At 51.4% G+C, this 19506-nt stretch carries 15 protein-coding genes; 4 read left to right on the forward strand and 11 right to left on the reverse strand.

The window, feature by feature from the left end; genetic code table 11:
- The first annotated feature begins 193 nt into the window (after positions 1-193).
- Positions 194-3043 carry a DUF349 domain-containing protein gene (locus tag HPY30_16365; protein QYZ67415.1) on the forward strand — a complete coding sequence of 950 codons (2850 nt, stop codon included), beginning with the start codon at positions 194-196 and terminating at the stop codon, positions 3041-3043.
- Between the two features lie 142 nt (positions 3044-3185).
- On the opposite strand, the gene HPY30_16370 is transcribed toward HPY30_16365, so the two are convergent.
- The 3 genes from HPY30_16370 to HPY30_16380 form a co-directional block, all read right to left on the reverse strand.
- A complete protein-coding gene (locus HPY30_16370; GenBank protein QYZ67416.1) occupies positions 3186-3908 on the reverse strand; it encodes a c-type cytochrome in 723 nt (240 codons plus the stop codon).
- A 258-nt stretch (positions 3909-4166) separates the two neighbouring features.
- Positions 4167-4955: a PEP-CTERM sorting domain-containing protein gene (locus tag HPY30_16375; GenBank protein ID QYZ67417.1), complete on the reverse strand. Its 789-nt coding sequence runs from the start codon at positions 4953-4955 to the stop codon at positions 4167-4169.
- A gap of 469 nt (positions 4956-5424) precedes the next feature.
- Positions 5425-7005 (reverse strand): FAD-dependent oxidoreductase, encoded by a 1581-nt coding sequence (locus HPY30_16380; protein ID QYZ68099.1) that lies wholly within the window; start codon positions 7003-7005, stop codon positions 5425-5427.
- Between the two features lie 451 nt (positions 7006-7456).
- Between HPY30_16380 and HPY30_16385 the strand changes: the two genes are divergently transcribed.
- Positions 7457-8092 (forward strand): DUF3047 domain-containing protein, encoded by a 636-nt coding sequence (locus HPY30_16385; GenBank protein ID QYZ67418.1) that lies wholly within the window; start codon positions 7457-7459, stop codon positions 8090-8092.
- 50 nt (positions 8093-8142) lie between these two features.
- Complete coding sequence (locus tag HPY30_16390; GenBank protein QYZ67419.1) at positions 8143-8832, forward strand: TVP38/TMEM64 family protein; 690 nt, start codon at positions 8143-8145, stop codon at positions 8830-8832.
- Between the two features lie 27 nt (positions 8833-8859).
- Here HPY30_16390 and HPY30_16395 read toward each other — a convergent pair whose 3' ends face one another.
- The 6 genes from HPY30_16395 to HPY30_16420 form a co-directional block, all read right to left on the reverse strand.
- Positions 8860-9132, reverse strand: a complete 273-nt coding sequence (locus tag HPY30_16395; GenBank protein QYZ67420.1) for a zf-HC2 domain-containing protein — start codon at positions 9130-9132, stop codon at positions 8860-8862.
- A 17-nt stretch (positions 9133-9149) separates the two neighbouring features.
- The gene (locus HPY30_16400; protein ID QYZ67421.1) at positions 9150-9719 is read right to left on the reverse strand and encodes a sigma-70 family RNA polymerase sigma factor; all 570 of its coding nucleotides are present in this window, start codon (positions 9717-9719) and stop codon (positions 9150-9152) included.
- 141 nt (positions 9720-9860) lie between these two features.
- Positions 9861-11075: a hypothetical protein gene (locus HPY30_16405; GenBank protein QYZ67422.1), complete on the reverse strand. Its 1215-nt coding sequence runs from the start codon at positions 11073-11075 to the stop codon at positions 9861-9863.
- Positions 11076-11122: 47 nt separating this feature from the next.
- Positions 11123-11782, reverse strand: a complete 660-nt coding sequence (locus HPY30_16410) for a hypothetical protein (GenBank protein QYZ67423.1) — start codon at positions 11780-11782, stop codon at positions 11123-11125.
- 100 nt (positions 11783-11882) lie between these two features.
- On the reverse strand, positions 11883-13013 hold the full coding sequence (locus HPY30_16415) for a YeeE/YedE family protein (protein QYZ67424.1): 1131 nt from the start codon (positions 13011-13013) through the stop codon (positions 11883-11885).
- Positions 13014-13180: 167 nt separating this feature from the next.
- Complete coding sequence (locus tag HPY30_16420; GenBank protein QYZ68100.1) at positions 13181-13807, reverse strand: cytochrome C peroxidase; 627 nt, start codon at positions 13805-13807, stop codon at positions 13181-13183.
- A gap of 894 nt (positions 13808-14701) precedes the next feature.
- Between HPY30_16420 and HPY30_16425 the strand changes: the two genes are divergently transcribed.
- Positions 14702-14932, forward strand: coding sequence for a hypothetical protein (locus HPY30_16425; GenBank protein QYZ67425.1), 231 nt, complete (start codon positions 14702-14704; stop codon positions 14930-14932).
- Between the two features lie 295 nt (positions 14933-15227).
- Here HPY30_16425 and HPY30_16430 read toward each other — a convergent pair whose 3' ends face one another.
- Together HPY30_16430 and HPY30_16435 are read right to left on the reverse strand one after the other, a co-directional pair.
- Positions 15228-16640: a sigma-54-dependent Fis family transcriptional regulator gene (locus tag HPY30_16430; GenBank protein ID QYZ68101.1), complete on the reverse strand. Its 1413-nt coding sequence runs from the start codon at positions 16638-16640 to the stop codon at positions 15228-15230.
- 11 nt (positions 16641-16651) lie between these two features.
- Entirely contained in the window at positions 16652-19276 is a 2625-nt protein-coding gene (locus HPY30_16435; protein QYZ67426.1) for a PAS domain S-box protein, read from the reverse strand.
- Positions 19277-19506: the final 230 nt, after the last annotated feature.

Consider the following 19506-nt stretch of genomic DNA (forward strand, 5'->3'; position numbering starts at 1 on the left):
TGTGTATCCGGGGGTGATTGATCTGACAGGTAGTGTCTGATTTTGGCCAGAGCTGAATGGCAGGGTCACCCAAGGGCTGTGCGGAAAAAAGTACCTTGCACGATTCCAGAAATATGGAACAACCAGATCAAACAGGAGCTAGAATGAGCATACATGGGAAATACTCCTGCTAAAAACAATCAGATGGAAAAATATGTTAGCCGATCTTTTTAAACCCGCCTGGAAAAGCAGCTCAATTCAGAAACGCTTGAAAGCCATTTCTGAAATGGATAGCGCAAGTTCAGAGAAACAGAAGATACTTACTCAGCTGGCCACAGATGATGAGGATGTTTCAATTTGTATTGCGGCTATCCAGAAGTTAACGTCTGCCGCTGCATTGCACGAAATATCGATAAAGCATTCCAATCACTCAGTTTGTGTAGAAGCTGAGAAAAGGGTTAATGATTTAATGAGTACAAGATGTTCTCTTAATAAAGATCAATATAGCGACTTGCTAAATCGCTATCCAGAATTGAAATTGCGCATTGCAGCCCATGCAGACATCTCTTCAGTTCGATCTGAAGCCATACAAAGCTTGTCCACAAAGCAACTTCTTGAAGTACTTGGTCTAACCATTTTTACTGACTCCCGGCAACTGGTTGCAGAAAAACTAAAAAATATCGAAGCGCTCGAGTCCGCCAGGAAGATTCTGCGCGGAAAAGACAAGAATGCCGAACGCATTCTTAAGGAAAAAATAGATGAATTCAGAAGACAAGAGCGACAGCATGTCAAGAATTTAACGACTGTAGAAAAGCTGTCTGAAGAAATAGAGTATCTCGCCAGTCGAGATTGGCGGCCCGAGTTCAAAGCTAAACTACTGGTTCACCGAAAGCACTGGGATAACCTTGATTTCGAAATAGATCCAGATTCGAATCAGCGATATCAAACTGCGCGTAAGATTGTTGATTCTCGATTTGAAGAACAAAGCACTCTTGAACAGACTCACCAGTCTCAGCAACAATTGGTTCAAGAAATCAAAGCTTTTCTCGAAAACGTAGCGAGCAGGGATCTCACCAGCTCAATAGAGTCACTACCCAAAACGCTAAACAGATTAGATCAATTCAGCTCTAACTGGCAACAATTAGCCGTGAAAGCCAGGCCAGCTTTTGTAATACATGATCGATACGACAAACTGCTCAGTGCATTACAATCTGCGACTCAGTTGGTGCTTCAGGCCACCAACATATTGAAGGATGAGAGTATTACAGAGTCAGATGAATCTGATGTATCCGGGCAAACCAGAGCCGCTAACAAGTTAGCCGAAAATAGTCAGAAATTGAGTGCCGCTTTAAAAAATCATAAATGGCTTTCTGCGTATGGTGAGCTACAAGTGGCGACTGAATTACAAGCACAGCTGACAGACTGGCGAAAAACACAGAAGAAGTCTGCAGCCGAACGGGAGCAAAAACTTGATCTTTTGCATAAGAAAATCAGTTCTATCTTTCGATTTTCCCGCACTGGCAATCTTGCGAGAGCAAAGCAGTTCTGTGAAAGAGTCGAAAAAGGACTCCATCATTTTGAAGGGAAAGATCGTTTGGCCCTCGAAGAGCGATTTGAAGAAGCCAGGAAAGCATTGGGTGATATGGATGATTGGAAGAATTTCGCGACAGAACCAAAGTATATAGAGCTTTGTGAAAAGATTGAGCTTCTTGGCACCTCCAAACAGCACCCCGACAAGCTCTCAATCGAGATAAAGAATCTCCAGCAACAGTGGAAAAAACTCGGGCACTCGGACATATCAGAGCAGTATTGGCCAAGGTTTAAACATGCAACTGATAAAGTTTATCAACCCTGTGCAGAGTTTTTTAATGAACGACACAAGATTCGTAAAACTCATCTCGAACAACGACAACAGTATGTTGAACAGATGCAAAAACTACTCGAAGGAACCGATTGGGACAACAATCCTGACTATAAGGCTGTACAGTCTTCTGTACGCAGTATTAGTAAGAACTTTACCAACATAAAAGATGTTGAACGAAATGAAGGCCAAAAACAATGGAAGCAATTTTCAAAGTTTAAGGGCGATGTGTTTGCAAAACTTGACGTTGCTTATGAGGCTAATATAAGGTTGAAGCATGATCTGATTAAGCAAACTGAGGTGCTTGCTGAAGCAGCCGTCAAAGAGGAAAATCTGGCGCAATTAAAAACACTGCAAATAAGATGGAAGCAGATCGGTATCACTAAGCGTAATCAAGACCAAAAGGCGTGGACTGAGTTCAAAAAACAGTGTGATATTGTCTACAGCAAAGTACAGGAACTTCGCCAGGGGAAAAGAGATAAAACAGACCAACAGGTCAATGCCTACAAGGACATTATTAAGGATATTAAAACACTGGCCAGAACAGCTAATAATCTAGGGGAGGCTGATCAGTTATTTACTATTCTGCAAGCTAAATACGCCGATCTGCCTGAATTACAGCTTCCTAAATCGAATCGGCCTCAATCACCCGGGCAACTCCCTGAAAAGCTGGCAGAAGGTATTCAACGTGAATATAGCAAAGCTTGCGATCAGTTCGAAGAATGTCATTCTCGAATTGTTAATAGTATGCGCGCCAAGCAGATAGATGCACTCCGACTGAAAGCTAATCTTTGCGCTCAACTGGAGGCCTTGGGAGAATCGCCCTCAGACGAACAACTTCAGGGAATATCGCAACAATGGGATTCCATTGACCTTCATGACTCAGCATTGTCCAGCCGTATAGAAAAGCGTCGAAATTCAGCTCAGACGGTTGTTGATCGAGTTGCAATCGGGGCAGAACGCAGACTGCTTTGTATTCAGTTGGAAATTGCGATGGGAAAGGAAAGCCCTGCTGATGATAAAGCGATACGTATGCAATACCAGCTTGAACAGATGAATAAATCTGGACTGGGCCAGCAAACAGTGAATAGCACCGAACAGTTAGAGCATATGGAACTAGACTGGCTATGTATGCCAGGTGCGGAACCAAAACAGCAAAAAGAATTAGACGAACGTTTCCAGCGAGTACTCCGATCAGAATAAATGGATGCTGCTTCTTCCAGGTCAGCTAAGAATCGGCGGATCGGTGCCACTAAGATTTACCTTTAATCTCCTGCTGTTTAAAATGCCATTGTATTGCTGATAGTTCGCCTCGATGGGTCTGTCAGATTTGAATGTGAATCGCCTACTTCGGTGATTCCACACGAAAGAAATCGGGAAAATCCGGATTCCGCCAACCGGGCGCTGCCAGCCGCCCAGACGTTGGTTTCAGTCGTGACGTGTAGTCCATGATGGCCGAGATATTGCGGTCTGTGAATCCCTGAATCTGCTCCACCATCTTCTCATCTGCGTTACGTCGTTTCCCTGTTCGAATCCATTCGAACTGGCGTACAAGATAGTTGTAATGCTGTCCCTGGATCAGGGGCATGTAGTCGTTATTGGTTCCCTCCCCATTTTCTCCATGACAATCTATGCAGTTCTCTTCATACAGCCTCTTGCCGTGCTCCAGGTCCGTCCCGGGGCCGAGGCCGTTATCGCGCGTCATCGGCAGGCCTGCCAGATAGGCCGCCACGTTGGCGAACTCCTGCGGCTGCAGGTTCTCCAGAATAGTGAAGGGAAACATGGTGGGGGTGTCCCTGTTGCGGGCCAAGATATCCGCGAGCTGCTTGATGATTACCGTAGAATGTTGTCCGGCTATCTGAGGATAATATCCATCCTCAGTGCCCAAGCCCTCCGGCATATGGCAGACAGCACATATCCGGTAGACTTCTCGCCCGTTGTCGATATCCGGGGTCAGGTGTATGGCCTCTTCGATCTGCCTCATGGCCTGATTGATACTCTGTTCCGCGGCAGGCTGGCCTATCATCAGCAGACAGGTAAGCGTTATAACCAAGATATGTCGTACCATCCTCATCACCTGGGAGATTGGATTTTTATTTGAGTATAGGAAATATCACCTACATATTCCTTTAAACTCGGTCAAAATGCTGCTTTCGGCCAGAGGTGCCGTTCACTAACGCTTTCTGCGAAGAGCAGCTATCGACCAGAACCTGTCATTTAGGTGATTTCGTTCCAAGCAAATTAACCCGTCCCCAGACTTATGTCTAAAAACAAAAAGCCCTGCACGAAGCAGGGCAAGTTATAGCTTGGCTTCTTATGGTAATACTTATTGTTTTTTACGACTGGCAATGCCAATACCAATCAGGCCAAAACTCATGAGAGCAAGTGTGGAGGGTTCTGGGACTGAAGCAAGCGCATCACTGGTCGCTATAAACTGATCAGGACTTAATTCATTCCCCGTTGCGTCGAATGCCCGGACAGCGTCTAACGTCATGGAATCCAGCCAGTCCATCTCAGTGTTTGGCAAGACAATTGTAAATGCTGCAATGTCAATGGGTAGATAGGTGCCACTATCTACCATCTCCTGCACCATATTTCCATTTGTGGAGTAAGTGACCGTCTCATGGTAAGACCCCACTTCAAAGTATGAATCTTCAATACTAGATGGTGTTTCACCAAGTCCGAGTACAAAAAAACGATTATCTACGACAAAACGTGGGACGAAATATACTCCTCCAGGCTCACCTGTTCCGGTAGCACTAACGGTAATGTCTAAATTGAATTCGAATGAAAGATAAGCTGGAGAAGAATCTGCTGTTTCAAAATAGATCTGGTCTTTAAATGCCCCATCCACCGCGATAGAAGAGCTTGTCCCATCATTCAAGCCATATCCGTGCAGACTATAAGGATCGACCAGCATTTCTGATCTCCCTGGCTCGATTGCATGAGCGTGTTGAACGCCATCCGCAGGTTCATCAGTTGCATCGCCTGCATCCGCCCAAGCCCAGTACGTATATGGATCATCGCTCGGCGTTGCCAAACCTAGCGCCACAGCATTGCCTGCTGATACCAACAGACATGACATCAATAGAGTTTGAAAAAGAGACTGTTTCATTTCGAGACCTCTGAAATTGATTACTTTCCAGTCTGTAAAACTCAGGTCGTCTTGACCCAATATCTCTAAGAATCAAGCGCCTCCCTCCCCAATAAAAAGGCATATTTAGTGCCAGACTAAATTTACACTTATATTTCATAGGGTTAATGCTTGCTTAAATTGTTAGGTATTTCATGACTGTAAGATTATCCGACACCCCCTGCGGACCTGAGGTTAGATAAAGGGTCAAGAATTCGCATATCAGCCCGAAATCAGCCCGAAATCAGCCCGAAATCAGCCTGAAAATGGCTTGTTTTGGGTCGATATATGCGCGGAACCGGCGTTTAGGCGCATCTGCCCAGCTTAGAGGGTGTAAAATATTCCGACATATGATCTGAATGTGAGGCGGATGTCAGTTTAGTGTCGCTTGCAGTAATTCAGTATCTGACACTCTTTGCCAAATTAAGTCTTCACTACTACACATAAAAATCTAACGACTGTATTTCTCTCCAACAGGAGGAAGTGTCTTGCTTACTCGTGTCTCCTTTGTTTTTATTCCACGCCGCCATGAATGAAAACGCTCGCTCCAGCGCAATAGACCTGCGGGTGCGTGGGCACGTTTCCAGTTTCCGGCAACATACTTGTTGGCTTCAGCCAGGGTTGGGTAGATGTGGATGGTGTCCAGGATCTTGTTGAGGCCGATGCCATGGCGCATGGCCACCACATACTCGGCAAGCAGGTCTCCTGCGTGCTCACCTACGATGGTGACGCCGAGAATCTTGTCCTTCTTCGGCACAGTGAGCACTTTGATCATGCCGTGAGCCTCCCCGTCGGCGATAGCCCGGTCTAGATCGTCGATTCCATATACCGTCACTTCGTAGGGAATATTGCGCTCCTTTGCTTCGAGCTCATTTAAACCCACCCGTGCTACCTCCGGGTCGACGAAGGTGGCCCAGGGGATAACCGAGTAGTCTGCCTGAAACTTTTTGAAGGGATCGAACAGGGAATTGACTGCCACGTACCACGCCTGGTGAGCGGCGGTGTGGGTGAATTGAAAGGGGCCAGCCACGTCGCCTGCGGCGTAGATGTTCGGGTAGACCGTTTGCATGAACTTATTGGTCTCAATGGTGCGACCGGCGGGGATTTCCAACTCTTCCAAGCCGAAGCCCTTCAGGTTGGCTGCACGGCCTACCGCCACCAACACAGCATCGAAGGGGATGCGCACTTCCACTCCCTCGTTTTGCAGATCATCCACGATCAGGACTTTTTCGTCGTTTTCAATCAGGAACTGTTTTGCCTTGTGTTCCAGCAGCACATTGATACCTTCGGAACGGAAGCGCTGGATGACCATCTCCGACACCTCCGGGTCTTCGCGTATCAGAAGCCGGGGCCGTCTTTCCACCTGAGTGATTTGTGAACCCAGGCGGGAGAAAGTCTGCGCCATCTCCGATCCGATAGGGCCTCCACCCAGAACAAGCAGACGCCTTGGGCGTATTCGCAGATCCCAGATATTGTCGGAGGTGAGATAGCCAATCCCCGCGAGTCCCGGAATCTGCGGCACAAAGGGTCTGGCTCCGGTGGCGATGACGATGTTGCGGGTTGTAAGGGTTTGCATGCCCTCTGCCGTTTTGATTTCTACTGTCCAGGGTGAGGCGATCTTCGCCTCGCCCTGAATCACATCCACGCCGAGTTCGCTATACCGATCCACTGAGTCATGGGGTTCGACTCTTTTTATCACACGTTGAACCCGCTCCATTACTTCGGCAAAGTCGAAGTCAGCATGGGCCTCACGGATACCAAACTCTTTGGAACGAGACATGTGGGAGAGTAGCTTGGCCGAGCGGATCAACGCCTTGGAGGGCACACACCCGGTGTTCAGGCAGTCACCACCCATCTTATGTTTTTCGATAAGCGTGACCTTTGCCTTTATCGCAGCCGCGATATAGGCGGTCACCAGTCCGGCTGATCCCGCCCCAATCACCACCAGGTTACGATCAAATGTGGAGGGCTTCTGCCATTTCGCATAAACTTTTCTGTTCTTTACCCACCCCGCGACCTTTTTGGCGGCCATCAGAGAAATACCAAGCAAGAAGAGAGAGATAAGAAGCGCGGGTGAAAGGATGCCGGTCAGAGATCCTATGGCGAAAAAGACGCCTACGAGGGTGAGGATCGCAAAAGCAAACAACGTTCGGGGTGTGATTTCCACTTTTTTTCTCCATGTGTGCCAGGTAAATTGTGGTTCCTCTTAGTCGACGATAAAGAAAAATGCTTACAGGCTAATATTTTGGGCTGTGCTTGGCAGGGCGGATCATGTTCCGTCTGTTAGAGAAGAGCTTTTCCTGCCACGAGTGTAATTCGTAGTATCGGCCGAGTAAGGAAAAAGCGCTCTCGTGCGACCAAGTCGTATGCTGTTAGGTGTGTATTTAATTAGATCGGGTAAATGGTATGCGCTCTAATATTTGTCTTACAGTGAACTCGGTGGAATACCTGTTTCAAGATAGAAAGGACTACTGGACGTCAATATGAAAACTTTTTTGCTGGTCTGTCTGCTGAGCGGTTCTTCCATCCTTCATGCAGCGTCGCCTATTGTTGAGCATATCAATATTGATGGCCTGGCCGGATGGGAGGGGCACGATTTTAAAGGTCATACGAGTTATCAACTGATCGAAGAAAACGGCAAGCAGGTGGTAAAGGCGGTAAGCGTGGGGTCCGCATCCGGGCTGGTGAAGAAGATCTCTATCAATCTGGACAAGACGCCGTACCTCAATTGGCGTTGGCGGGTGGCTGGTGTGTTGGACAGTCCAAATGAACGTAGCCGGCAAGGCGATGATTATCCTGCAAGGATCTATGTAGTGAAGGAGGGTGGTTGGGCTCCCTGGCGTACCCGCTCAATCACCTATGTCTGGTCGAGCAGTCAGGCAGAAGGCAGTGTCTGGCCCAGCGCCTATACCGATCAATCAATGATGGTTGCTGTACACTCAGGCGTATCGGATGTGTTGCTGTGGAAATCGGAGCGACGCAACCTGAAGGAGGATTTTAAACAGCTGTTCGGTCAGGATGTTCATCAGATCGACCTGATAGCACTCATGACGGATACAGATAATACTGGTGCAAAAGCGACAGCCTGGTACGGTGATATCTACTTTTCGTCGGAATGAAGCCGTGGCTCCGTTTTTGAATCTTGGAATTTTTATGCTGAATTGGATTAATGAAAAAGCCTGAATTCATACTTAAGATTGGCCTCGTCCTGGTTGTTTTTGCGTTGCTCTATTGGGTTGAGTCCTATTTTGAGATCAGCGATTTTCTGCAGCCTGACAGGATCAGTCAGTGGCTGAATGACGCAGGACCAATGGCGCCAGTATTGTTCATTGGTGTGATGGCCTCCGCTGTGGTGATAAGTCCAATTCCCAGTTTGCCGTTGGATATCGCTGCCGGTACTGTTTTTGGCCCAATTGCCGGAACCCTGTACGCGTCTATCGGCGCGTTGTTGGGAGCGATGGTCAGTTTTCTTATTGCCCGCTTTTTGGGACGTGATTTGATAGAGGGCCTGATAAGTGGCCACATCAATTTCTGTACACTCTGTTCCGACAGGTTGCTGACGAAAATTGTTTTTTTCTCCCGGCTGATGCCTATGATCTCCTTTGATATCGTCAGTTATGGTGCCGGATTGACCAAGATGTCATTGGCAAAATTCAGTATTGCCACCTATCTTGGCATGCTGCCGCTGACCTATCTTTACGTTACCTTTGGCGCCGTGGTGGTGGAAGGGGGTGTTATCAGCCTGATTGCGGGTGTCGCAGTTGTCTTCCTGTTTTTTCTTGTGCCGAGGCTGATTGAGAAGAGCGATCTCTTTTCTTTGCGTAAATACTTCCAGCATACGGATATCCATCACCATTGATTCTGCGGATGGTTATGACAGCCTGTTTCAAGTAGATGAGTTGCTGTCTTCGTTTGAGTATTCTTTAAGGACTTTGCGGATACGCTCATGGGCCTCCTCGGACAACTGCTTGTCCGTGGGTAGATCGCCACCTGACCATCCCCGGCGCAAGGCTTGGCGCAGATGAGCCACCTGTTTTTCGAAGAGACGGCAACTGTCGCACATCCACAGATGAAGGCGCAGGCCTATCTTTTCCCTCTGACTGAGTTTTCGATCCTGCCCCTCGGAGATCAGGCGGCTCGCGTCTTTACAGGTAAGCATTGTGCAGAGACCTCACATCAGGCACACAGGTTTTTTTCCAGGCACTGTCGCATACCCAATCGGGCTCGATGCAGTGTTGTCCAGAGGTTGGTCGGTGTGATAGCCATTTCCTTACACACCTCTTCGGTCTCCATTTCCCATAATTCGCGCAAAACAAAGAGTCGTGCCATACGGGGGGAGAGTGCAGCCAAACACTGCTCGATCAGTGACCAGAACTGATCGCGGGAAAAATCCTGCTCCGTGTCCCCCCAGTTTGTGAGTGGCTGACTCCAGCGGCCACTATCGGTGAAATTCTCGGCAACCCGTCTCGCTTCAGCCGCATCCCACGCATCCTCGGGAGAATTCGGGGTGGGTGCCTCGCGGGACTGTCGCCGGAATTCGTCCATGATCTTGTGCTTGAGGATGCCGGTGAGCCAGGTTCGGAGAGAGGCGTTGCCCTGAAAACGTTTGCGGGCTTTGAGAGCCGCCAGCAGGGTCTCCTGCACCAAATCCTCAGCCCGATGCCCGTCGCGTACATGCAGGAATGCAAACGCATAGAGCGCGGAGCTATGTTCCTCAAGCCAGCGTTCGGGTTCCGATATGGACATGCGCTTCCCTTGAATGGTTTATTCTATAAACGCTCAACAACCTGGCTGTTCTCAAATGAATCTTCAAGTCAGGATAAGAGGAAAAATGTGCATTGGATTGGACGAGATCCATAGTCGGGTCGACAGACTTCCAGTCAACGATTATGGCTCACTGTTCAACTCCAGCGGTATCTCTCTGCGAAACAGAGTATAGACCGATGCCTCGGCATTCTGTAGTGCGAGACGCAGGGTTTCGGCGCCTTTATCACTCGATCCGCTGTTCAGGGTGGCCCGATAGAAGTCCCGGTAGAAAGTATCTGGCTCGACCTGGATTCGGAAGAGGATGGATTGGGTTTCAGGATGGCGGGGGGCCTGATAATTCAGGCGGGCGGTCTCTCCGGGTGCGAGGCGGGTATCGAACAGTTCCCGACTTAGGTCGAGGCTCACCTGCCTGGCGACAATCTGCTCCTGCCGGGTTCCGGGAATCTGTTGATTGAGACTATCCAGTTGTATCGCCTCCAACACCACGCGAGGGGTGACATAGGTTGGGAACTGGTGACCCACCTCCGTGCTGGTCAGTGACAGGATGCCGCTGATCCTGTCGTTGTTTGTCTCTACCCCGTCCAGCGAGATCCTGACGCCCGACAGCACAGTTGCCTTGTCGTGTATGCCTCGCCACAGATGACGGCGGTCTGGCATGTGGCAGGACTGGCAACTTTTTCCCGCCTTCGCCTGTGGGCTTCCCTTCCACTCCTCGAAGGTGTTTTCGAGCAGTTTGCCGTTCAGTGCGTAACCGTCTGTATCGAACTGGTGGCAGGCTGCACAGAAGCGGGAACTCTCAAAGGCATCCTGGGGTTGCCATCCATTGTGGGGTTGATGGGCGTTTTCAGCCAGTGGCGGGGAGGGGGGAAGTGCCTTGTTTCTGTGTGGGCCGTGGACTTGAAAATTGCGCAGATGACAGCCGGCGCAGATCAATCCCTGATCATAGAGCGGGTCATTGGGAATAGTCACGTCCAGGAGATTGCTGCTGCCGGTTTTTTCACCGGAGAGCCATGTAATCACTTCATCGGCCTGCTCAGCCAGGGGCGCGTGACAATGCAGACAGGCCTGATGTTCTGCTCTGCTGACGGGGTTCATGTCCATGAGTTGACCCAGCAGACCGGGACCCATTGCATGGGCGTGCAGGCTTCCCTGCCAATCCTGGAACTGCTGTGGATGGCAGGTCCCGCAGGCCTTGGGGTCCAGTGAGGTCTCCAGGGCCGGGAAGGAGGCCGGTGCCTCGCCCTGATGTTGCAGCGGGCGTTGCCAGTGGCGGGAAAGGAAGGTATTGATGGATGCGCTGGGATCGTTGTCAGCCATCGCCGTCGAGATCAGCATCGAAAACACAAACCCGCAGGCAAACTGAAATTTGATCCGGTGACGGCTCACGATGAAGCCTGTTCCAGCAACGCCATCCACTCATCCACAGAGATGGGCAGATACCCCGTCAGCTCCAGGTTACGATCTTCAAACACATCCATCCCAGGGTGGGCCTGCTGCCAGGCGGAAATCACACTGTCGCGGTGGGTGAGCAGGGCGAGGATATGCGGTTGGAACAGCCTGACCACGGCGCTGATCCAGCGGTTCACCGGCCAGGAGGGCCAGGCGTGCTCGATGGCGAAACGGGGCAACATTTCGATCATGGTCTCAGCAGGATACCAGGTTTCACCCGTCACCCAGCGATTGGCGGCAAACAGCCCGATAGGCCGACCCCAGGCATCCATGGAGATGCCAACCAGATGGCCGATTGCATCATCTCCCTGTGGCCAGGGTTCACTGGCCAGGGGGTAGTCCAGCGGTTTGGCGCCTTCAGGCATGCCACCGGCCCGCAGAAAAGTATGGAAGTGACCATGCTCATCCGCATCGTCACGATGGGTATGATAGTAGTACTGGCTGTGGGTCTCGTCGTCAAAGACATCATCTTTTGGATAGTGTTCCAGTTCGATAAAATCGCCCTGGTCTTTCAACACTTCGCCTACCAGGTTGAGCCCGACCCGCTCCAGTGCCCGCATACTGGCACGTACCTCTGTTCCTGCTGTCAGCATCTCCGCGATTTCTCCGCATGGGAGTTGAGCGGGATTCGGCGGAGATAGGGTGGGTAACGGAATATCGGAAATTTTACTGTTCACTTGTTTCTGCTGCTCATCAGTTTGAAAGTCCAAGACGGGGTCGCCAGCGTACGCCCAGTGCGCTGCCGAGCAGGGCGCAGGCGATCCAGAGCCAGCCGTGCAGGCTAAGGGAAGCGATGCCCGAGAAAAAAGCGCCAATATTGCAACCATAGGCGATGCGGGCACCATAACCCATCAAAAGACCACCAATGATGGCGGCAGCAAGCGAACGCAGGGGGATGCGGAATGAGGGCGAGAATCGGCCTCCCAGTCCGGCGGCGGCCAATGCCCCGAGCAGGATGCCGATATTCATCACCGAGGTGACATCCTGCAGGATGTCGGCCTGTAGCGCCGACTGCTGAAAAGCCCCACTCCAGAATGGTGCACTGGACGGATCCCAGCCGAGAAGGACTGCCGCCTTGGCACCCCACAGGGTAAAGGCCCAGGTAATAGTCCAGGGATGGCCAGCTGTCAGCAGGGTTGCGAAATTGAGCAGCGCGAGCAGCAGGGCACCCATGACCAGAGGCCAAGGGCCTGATAACAAACGCTGCCAGCCTCTCTGCGGTGGGGTGGTAGCGGGTTTCTGTCGGCTGCGCCAGCGACGTAGCAGCAGGGCAAGCAGGGCGAAAAACGCTAACTGGATTGAGACCGCAGTAGGGTATCCCAAGGGTTCGGCGAGCGATTGGGTCTGTAGCGATGGAAGCTGTTGCCACCATCCCATGTGAAGACTTGCCCAGAAGGATCCTGCACAAAAGGCGATGAGGGTGATCAGCATTCGCGGTGCGCCACCGCCTGCCTTGTAGAGGGTGCCTGAGCCGCAGCCGTCGCCGAGTTGCATGCCGATACCGAACAGAAAGGCACCTGCAGCAACCTGTAGGCCTGCTGGAGCCACAGCACCTGCCACGCCATGCCCAAAAACAGTGCCACTGCTTAGAATCGGCGCGAACAGCAGCGTGGCGACTGCTAGCATGATCAGTTGGGCATTTAATGCGGCGGTATCACGGTAAAGTATAAAACGCCGGTAGGCGCTGGTAAAACCGAAGGCGGCATGTTGCAGGGTGATGCCGAGGGCGACGCCAATCAGGAGCAGCAGTGTGAGGCGTGGCTCGGTGGTGAATAAGAGCGGAACCACGATGACCAGCGACGTTGACAGTACAGGCAGCTGCATCAAATCAGATTCCCCCTCGGAATTTGAGCGTCTTCAGCAATCATGGTGCGCACAGCGCAACCTACGTTCGTCACATCCCATGCCAAACATTACCACGAACTCCGAAGCTTGAGTTCAGAGCCATTGTGTGAATGGGCGGCTGGCTGGAGCGCCCACCGCATGACACGTTAGTGCATCTTTGCAGAGCAAGGATTTCTTGGCGCGCAAGGGTTTTTCGCCCCACATGGATTCTTGGCGGCACAAGGGTTTTTTGCCCCACAAGGATTCTTGGCGGCACAGGGATTTTTTGCGCCACATGGGTTCTTGGCGGCACAAGGATTCATTGCGCCCATCTTGTGGGTCTTGGTGAAGCTCTTCTGCTGTGCCAGAACATAGCCGGTGAGGGCGGCCAGCTCTCTTGAGTCCCAGGCCAATGCTTTGGCATTCATGGGACCCATCATGCAGAGCTGCACCATCTCGTCGGCATGGACGGATTTCAGCTTCTGCTGGTCATCGGCCATGCGTACATAGTGAGGGTAGGGCTCAGCGAAGGTAGCCTGGTAAGAGGCGTTATTATTGTGGCAGGTATTACACGACATGCCATTGGTGCTCAGGCGGGTGTCCTTGAACAGCTTGCTTCCTTCGGCTGCAAGGGCCGCACTGTTGCCTCGGTAAGGCTTGTAGTCGGCTGGTCGGGTCACTTTTCCAGCCCCGCAGGGATTTTTCGCAGCACAGGGATTCTTGGCGGCACATGGATTCTTTGCACCACAAGGGTTTTTTGCCGCACAGGGATTGCAGGGATTGTGTATCTTCATCGCCTGCTTGGCGGCGCAGGGGTTCCTGGCTCCGCAGGGATTGGCGGCAAACAGGGGTGCGCTGCTCAGGGCAACTGTGGCCAGACAGCCGGAGAGAATGGCATTTAGTGTCTTTTTGCGTGTGGTGAGTTTCATCGTGTTTCTCCTGGGTAAAAAACGGTAACGAAAATCTTTTGTATTTTGTTTTCTGTCCGTTAGTCGTTGTTATACGGAGATACTTACAGTTTGGTTTCGGAAATGGTCTGTTTTTTTGCTGATGTCATGGTGAATCAGTAACGTACCGCGATGACTTCGCCAACAAGGTGAGCGCGATCAAGATAAGGGTTATGGTTTTATACTCGCGTGAGGACACCGTAGTAGAGTCAGCAACATGTTATGCTCGCGACTTTATCATTCCAGGAGTGCTGCTGATTATGCAGGAGTTCCACGTCGATTCCTTTACCGGACTGAACGCGCTTTGTGACCAACTGCGGACCAGTGAACGGAAAAGGAAGAGCAGGTCTGTTTCGGCGGGGGGTGTAACGAAATAAAAATTTACACCCAATACATGCGTGTTTGATAGATATATAACCAACTGATTAATAATGATAAATGAACTTTGTGCAGCCTTGATCTGCTTGTAAATGCTCGTTTTGTTACACCCCAAAAAGTTATTTCTCTCTCTTTCCTCTCATTCTATCTGATTGATTTTAGGTCAGTAATCTTAAATTGCATGGGGTGGTGCGTTTTTTGCTTGAGATCTAAGTCAATGCATTGAAAAAACGGTCAGCAGGGATAAAGCGAGTTTGAGGCCGTAATGGGTATGTCATTTACTCCAGGGTTGTTTGCTGATGAGGAAATTAAAATTCTGGGTGCTACAAATACAAAATGAAATATAGAAATGGGGAGAAGTCAATGAAATATCAAAAGCTAATAAATGAGCTTGACAGCCTCTTGGATTCAACCTCCAAGCAGTGTCATAAGCGTCAAGATGAGTTGAATTTCTTTCTCCGGCAGCTCAAGGCGGAGAAGAAAAAACTACTCAAGAAACTGGAAAGACAAAATAGCAAAACGATGCGTAGGAAACTGAAGAAAGACTTGGGCCTGATAGAAAGCGCATACGCTAGCCTGGGTGCTTTAACTTAGTAAAACCTATACAAAATATGTTAATCGTTTCTGAATGAAAGAAGTGTATTCGACAATTAGGAGTTTCAAATGCCATCTGAAAACAATATGAAAAGCTTAGAATTCCCAGTGGATGTTTTTATCCTGCCTGTGCTGTTTATTTTCGCAGTGATTTCCTTTGTAGCGTTAGTAAGCTTGATCTAATTTGCTTTATCCCTTGTCTCGTGTCGAAACCAATATTCCACCGATGCCTGCGACAAGCTCAATTGGTATGACGATGGAATGATTGCCAATTAGCGTAAAAAGCATTTCAGGCTCAATCACCCCGCATCCTCGCTAGGCGCCGGTTGAGGGCTGGTCGCGAGATGCCCAGCAAGGCGGCGGCAGTGCCTTGGTTGCCGCCGGCTCGTTGCAATGCCTCCTCAATGTGCAGTTGTTCCGCCTCCTTCAAGGTCTGGAATCTTCCCTGCGAGTCAGTTTTCTCCGTTGCCTTCTTCTTTGATGGCACCGCAGTGACTTGTTGTGTCTTGATGGTCTTGCGGAAACTTTTTACCGCCAGTACCCGCCCGGATTTGTGGCGTGCCACGGCATCGAAGACCATCGATCGCAGTTCTCGCACGTTGCCGGGAAAATGATAGTTGGTGAGTAAAGTCAGTAACTCCGGCGGTGCCTCCGGGAACTTCTTCCCCAATGAGTCGGCCGCTTCAGCGGCGAAGACGGCCAGCAGAACCGGAATGTCTTCCTTGCGTTCCCGTAATGGGGGAATATCCACCTGATGTACGGACAGGCGATAGTAGAGGTCGGAGCGGAAGGACTCCTCGGCCATGCGGGCATTCAGATCGCGGTGAGTGGCGCAAAGGATCCGGGCACTGCTCATCTTCGCCATGTCCGAACCCAATGGGTAGTAGTGGCGCTCCTGCAGTAGCCGCAGCAGCTTTACCTGGGAAGCGAGCGTCAGATCGCCGATCTCATCCAGAAACAAGGTGCCGCCTTCGGCTTGGGCAATCATTCCCTCGCGTGTTGTATCAGCACCTGAGAAAGCACCTTTGCGGTGCCCGAATAGAGTGTCGGAGAACAGGGCGTCGTCCAGCCCCGCCACATTTACCGGGACGAATGCTCCCGTTCGACCGCTCAGACGATGTATTGCCTCAGCTAACAGTTCCTTGCCTGAACCGGTCTCACCGTTGATGAGAACGGGTTCTCCAGAGCTGGCAATTGCCTCCAGGTATTGGAACAGGGAGCGCATCTTGCGGCTGACGGTGACGATATTGGAAAATAACTCTCCGTGCTCCAACTCGTCTGTCATCAGACTACGCTTGAGGACGCTCACCTGTCTGCGCAGAGTGCGCATCTCAAGTGCCCGCTTGACGCTCGAGACGAAGCGGCTCTCCTCCACTGGCTTGACCAGATAGTCGAAGGCCCCCTCCTTCATGCAGGCCACCGCTGTTTCCACCTCCTGGGCCGCTGTCATAACGATTACCGGGAGTTCGGGATGCTCCCTGACGATCTCCGGCAGCAGTTGGGTTCCAGATAGGTAGGGCATGAACAGGTCCAGCACCACTCCGGCTACCTCCTGACCTGCCAGCAACGGCATCAGCTCCCGGCTGTCTTTTACGGTCAGCACCTCCTTGATCCCAGCGCTGGCGAGAATCATCTGGGAGCTGAATAGTACCGTAGACTCATCGTCTACCAGTACCACTGGGAAAGAGGTGTTCGATTCATGCACCATATGATGCGCTCTCATGCCTTGTGAATGGTCGGGACCCGGATGGTCACCGTGGTGCCGCTGCCCAGTACCGACTTGAAGCCTATTCTACCACCGTGTTTCTCCAAGATGGAGCGGGATATCGATAGGCCCAAACCGGTGCCGCCTGCGTCAGTTCGGGTGGTGAAAAAGGGCTCTGTCAGCTGGCCTAGATCCCGTTCTGAAATGCCTCGACCTTGATCCTGTATAGCAACCCATATCTCGCTATTATCTGCATCGAAGTCAGCACTGATATGCACCCCTTTGGTCCGATCCGGCAGGGCCTGCAGTGCGTTCAGCAAGACGTTGATAAATACCTGCTCGAGCTGCTGGGAGTTGCCCGGTACGGCGGGTAGGCCATCCGGCACTACCAGGGTACAGTCATCGGTGAATTTCTGGATCTGATTGTGCAGGATCATAACTGTTGCTTCCAGCACCTGTTGGATGTCCACTTTCTCGGTCAACTCACCGGTATCCTGTCGAGACATGTGTTTGAGATTTTGTACGATACGGCGGATGCGGTCCGAGTTCATGGTGATTTCCGACAGTAAGTGCGGAAAGTTGTCTCGGACCTCAGAGAAGGGCAGTCCGCTGAGAGCAAAGTCGCCGTTTTCCTCGAAGTATCCATTTAAAATCGGGGTGATGTCATGCCATGCTCGCGAGACCAAAGTAGCGTTGAACTGTATCGCGTTGTTGGGGTTGTTGATCTCATGGGCCACCCCGGCAGCCAGCACACCGATGGAAGCGAGGCGTGCGTTACGCAGCGCCTGGGATTCCAGGTTACGTTTTTCCGTGACGTCGCCAGCGATTACCATGGCAGCAGTCACCTGCCCTTCATCGCTGCAGATGGGTACGATGCGACCTTCCCAGTATGTTCCGTCGTCTGCCGAATACTGGAATTGCCGGGTGGTGCTTTTGTGGAAAACTGTTTTCAATGCCTTGCGGAACCACTTGCGAAATTCCCGGGGCATCAGGGCCATGGAATTGCGTCCAACGGCCCGCTCTGCCGGCAGAGCAGGAACGGAGCGGTTCATGAGCAGAATCTTGCCTTGGACATCCACTGTCATGATAATGTCCGGCGACTGCTGGAATAGATCAAGCAGCTTGGCCTCGGACTCACGCAACGCTCTGTCTGCCAGCTTGCGCTCGGTGATGTCCTCCATAAAGCCTACTAAGCGGTATATACTGCCGTCCGGATCGCGCACTGCGAATCCCCGGGTCCGCACCCAACGCAGCATTCCGTCCGCACGTTGTATCCGGTGAATTATCTCGGCGTCATTCCCTTCCCGTCCGATGTTCTGCAATGCTTCGGTCAGCATCGGGCGGTCTTCGGGGTAAGCTGCGTCCAGCAGAGGAGGAAGTTTACCACCATTGACAATCCCCAGAATCTTCTCATAGGCGGGGCTGAGATAGAGTATCTCTATGCCGTTCACCGCCGTGGCCCAGAATGCCTCGTCCACGGTCTCTGTCATTTGTCGGAACAACTCTTCACGCTCCATGAGTCGCTGCTCCATGGCCGAGCGTTGCCGAATGTTCTCTCGAATTCTGGCCAGGTAGAAAGACATGAGTAGAGTGAACAGCAAGCCGGCGATCAGCACCATCCATGGTCCTTCCTGAAAGGCCTCGGCACTGCGGAACAGATTTGTGCGCCCACAGACGATCGCCAATTGCCGGTCAGCTACCTGAACCCGTTCAGCGAACTTGGGCTCCTCCTGATTGTTCCACCAGCCTTCATAATCGTCCGCCCCAACGTCTTTGGGAGAGAGGCGGCTGGAATAAAAATGCAGGAATCGCTCGTCAATAGGCGCCGACTCATCAAGCATCAAGATTTCCACTCCGCGCGGTTCAAGCAGCGAGATGGCGGCATTGGCCAATTTGCCAAACTGGAAGAATCCCACGACGAAACCTGACAAACTCGCTCTGCGCTGATCGGCCGTCTGTACGGGGGCGCTTGCGCTGAAAACTGGGTTGGCTACCATGAATCCGTACTCGATGCCGCCTTGTGGCGTCGGATAGGCGATGCGCCCGCTCGTTGCCACCTGCCCTTGTTCACGGGCACGTGACAGAGCCTCTGCGAACTTGGGGACCGAGCCCAGATCGAAACCGGCTCGAATCCCGTTACCCTGCTCCGGGGCCATATGGAGCACCGGGTAATACTCAGCGCTTTCGCCACGAGGGACCAGCTTGAAGTCGCTGGTGCGGGCGCGCTCGAACAGCTGGTATTCGTTCCGCCTAAGGGCAGTGGATGCCTCGAAGGCTTTCCTTTCCGGTCCTCTAACCAGTGGTACCCATAATAGTGCCTGGATACCCTGGTAACGGTCCAGGAGCGATTCGGCGAACATCCGGAATCCATCACTATCCACCCGGTCCGATGCCAGGATGTGATCCCGGAGAGTCGTAACCGCGAGCATACTGTTATCTATTCCGTGGCTTAAGGCTCGGGTGCGGTTGTGAGCAACCCATTCGAAGTCCAGCATTTTGTGTGCTTCCAGCTGTTGCTGCATCAGTAGCTGGGCGGCAAAGGAAAGACTCAGACCGATGATGGCAACCAGCCAGATTGCACTGTTCTCGGGACCGAACAGAAGACGGGAGGAATCCAGTGGCGGCTTTCGCGTGATCATAGGGCGTTTGTGTAGTTCAGATCCTATTTAAGGACTATGGGCGGGCCTGACCTCGAGGGAGATACGGTAACATTATCGTTACATATTTGGCGAAATTCGTTGTTTCATTTTTTGAGTTGGAAAAGCAGGGATGTGCGGATTTGTCCACACATAAGAACTGCTATTTTAACTACTCCGCCGTGATGACCCAGCCAACAAGGTGAGTGCGATCAAGTTAAGGGTTGTTATGC

The sequence above is a fragment of the Gammaproteobacteria bacterium (ex Lamellibrachia satsuma) genome (assembly GCA_019623805.1).
Classification (GTDB): Bacteria; Pseudomonadota; Gammaproteobacteria; order Chromatiales; family Chromatiaceae; genus QGON01.

Coding starts and splice junctions, on each gene's coding strand:
- HPY30_16365 (QYZ67415.1), top strand. CDS start 194: ATGTTAGCCGATCTTTTTAAACCCGCCTGGAAAAGCAGCTCAATTCAG.
- HPY30_16370 (QYZ67416.1), bottom strand. CDS start 3,908: ATGGTACGACATATCTTGGTTATAACGCTTACCTGTCTGCTGATGATA.
- HPY30_16375 (QYZ67417.1), bottom strand. CDS start 4,955: ATGAAACAGTCTCTTTTTCAAACTCTATTGATGTCATGTCTGTTGGTA.
- HPY30_16380 (QYZ68099.1), bottom strand. CDS start 7,005: ATGGCCGCCAAAAAGGTCGCGGGGTGGGTAAAGAACAGAAAAGTTTAT.
- HPY30_16385 (QYZ67418.1), top strand. CDS start 7,457: ATGAAAACTTTTTTGCTGGTCTGTCTGCTGAGCGGTTCTTCCATCCTT.
- HPY30_16390 (QYZ67419.1), top strand. CDS start 8,143: ATGAAAAAGCCTGAATTCATACTTAAGATTGGCCTCGTCCTGGTTGTT.
- HPY30_16395 (QYZ67420.1), bottom strand. CDS start 9,132: ATGCTTACCTGTAAAGACGCGAGCCGCCTGATCTCCGAGGGGCAGGAT.
- HPY30_16400 (QYZ67421.1), bottom strand. CDS start 9,719: ATGTCCATATCGGAACCCGAACGCTGGCTTGAGGAACATAGCTCCGCG.
- HPY30_16405 (QYZ67422.1), bottom strand. CDS start 11,075: ATGCTGATCTCGACGGCGATGGCTGACAACGATCCCAGCGCATCCATC.
- HPY30_16410 (QYZ67423.1), bottom strand. CDS start 11,782: ATGCTGACAGCAGGAACAGAGGTACGTGCCAGTATGCGGGCACTGGAG.
- HPY30_16415 (QYZ67424.1), bottom strand. CDS start 13,013: ATGCAGCTGCCTGTACTGTCAACGTCGCTGGTCATCGTGGTTCCGCTC.
- HPY30_16420 (QYZ68100.1), bottom strand. CDS start 13,807: ATGAAGATACACAATCCCTGCAATCCCTGTGCGGCAAAAAACCCTTGT.
- HPY30_16425 (QYZ67425.1), top strand. CDS start 14,702: ATGAAATATCAAAAGCTAATAAATGAGCTTGACAGCCTCTTGGATTCA.
- HPY30_16430 (QYZ68101.1), bottom strand. CDS start 16,640: ATGGTGCATGAATCGAACACCTCTTTCCCAGTGGTACTGGTAGACGAT.
- HPY30_16435 (QYZ67426.1), bottom strand. CDS start 19,276: ATGATCACGCGAAAGCCGCCACTGGATTCCTCCCGTCTTCTGTTCGGT.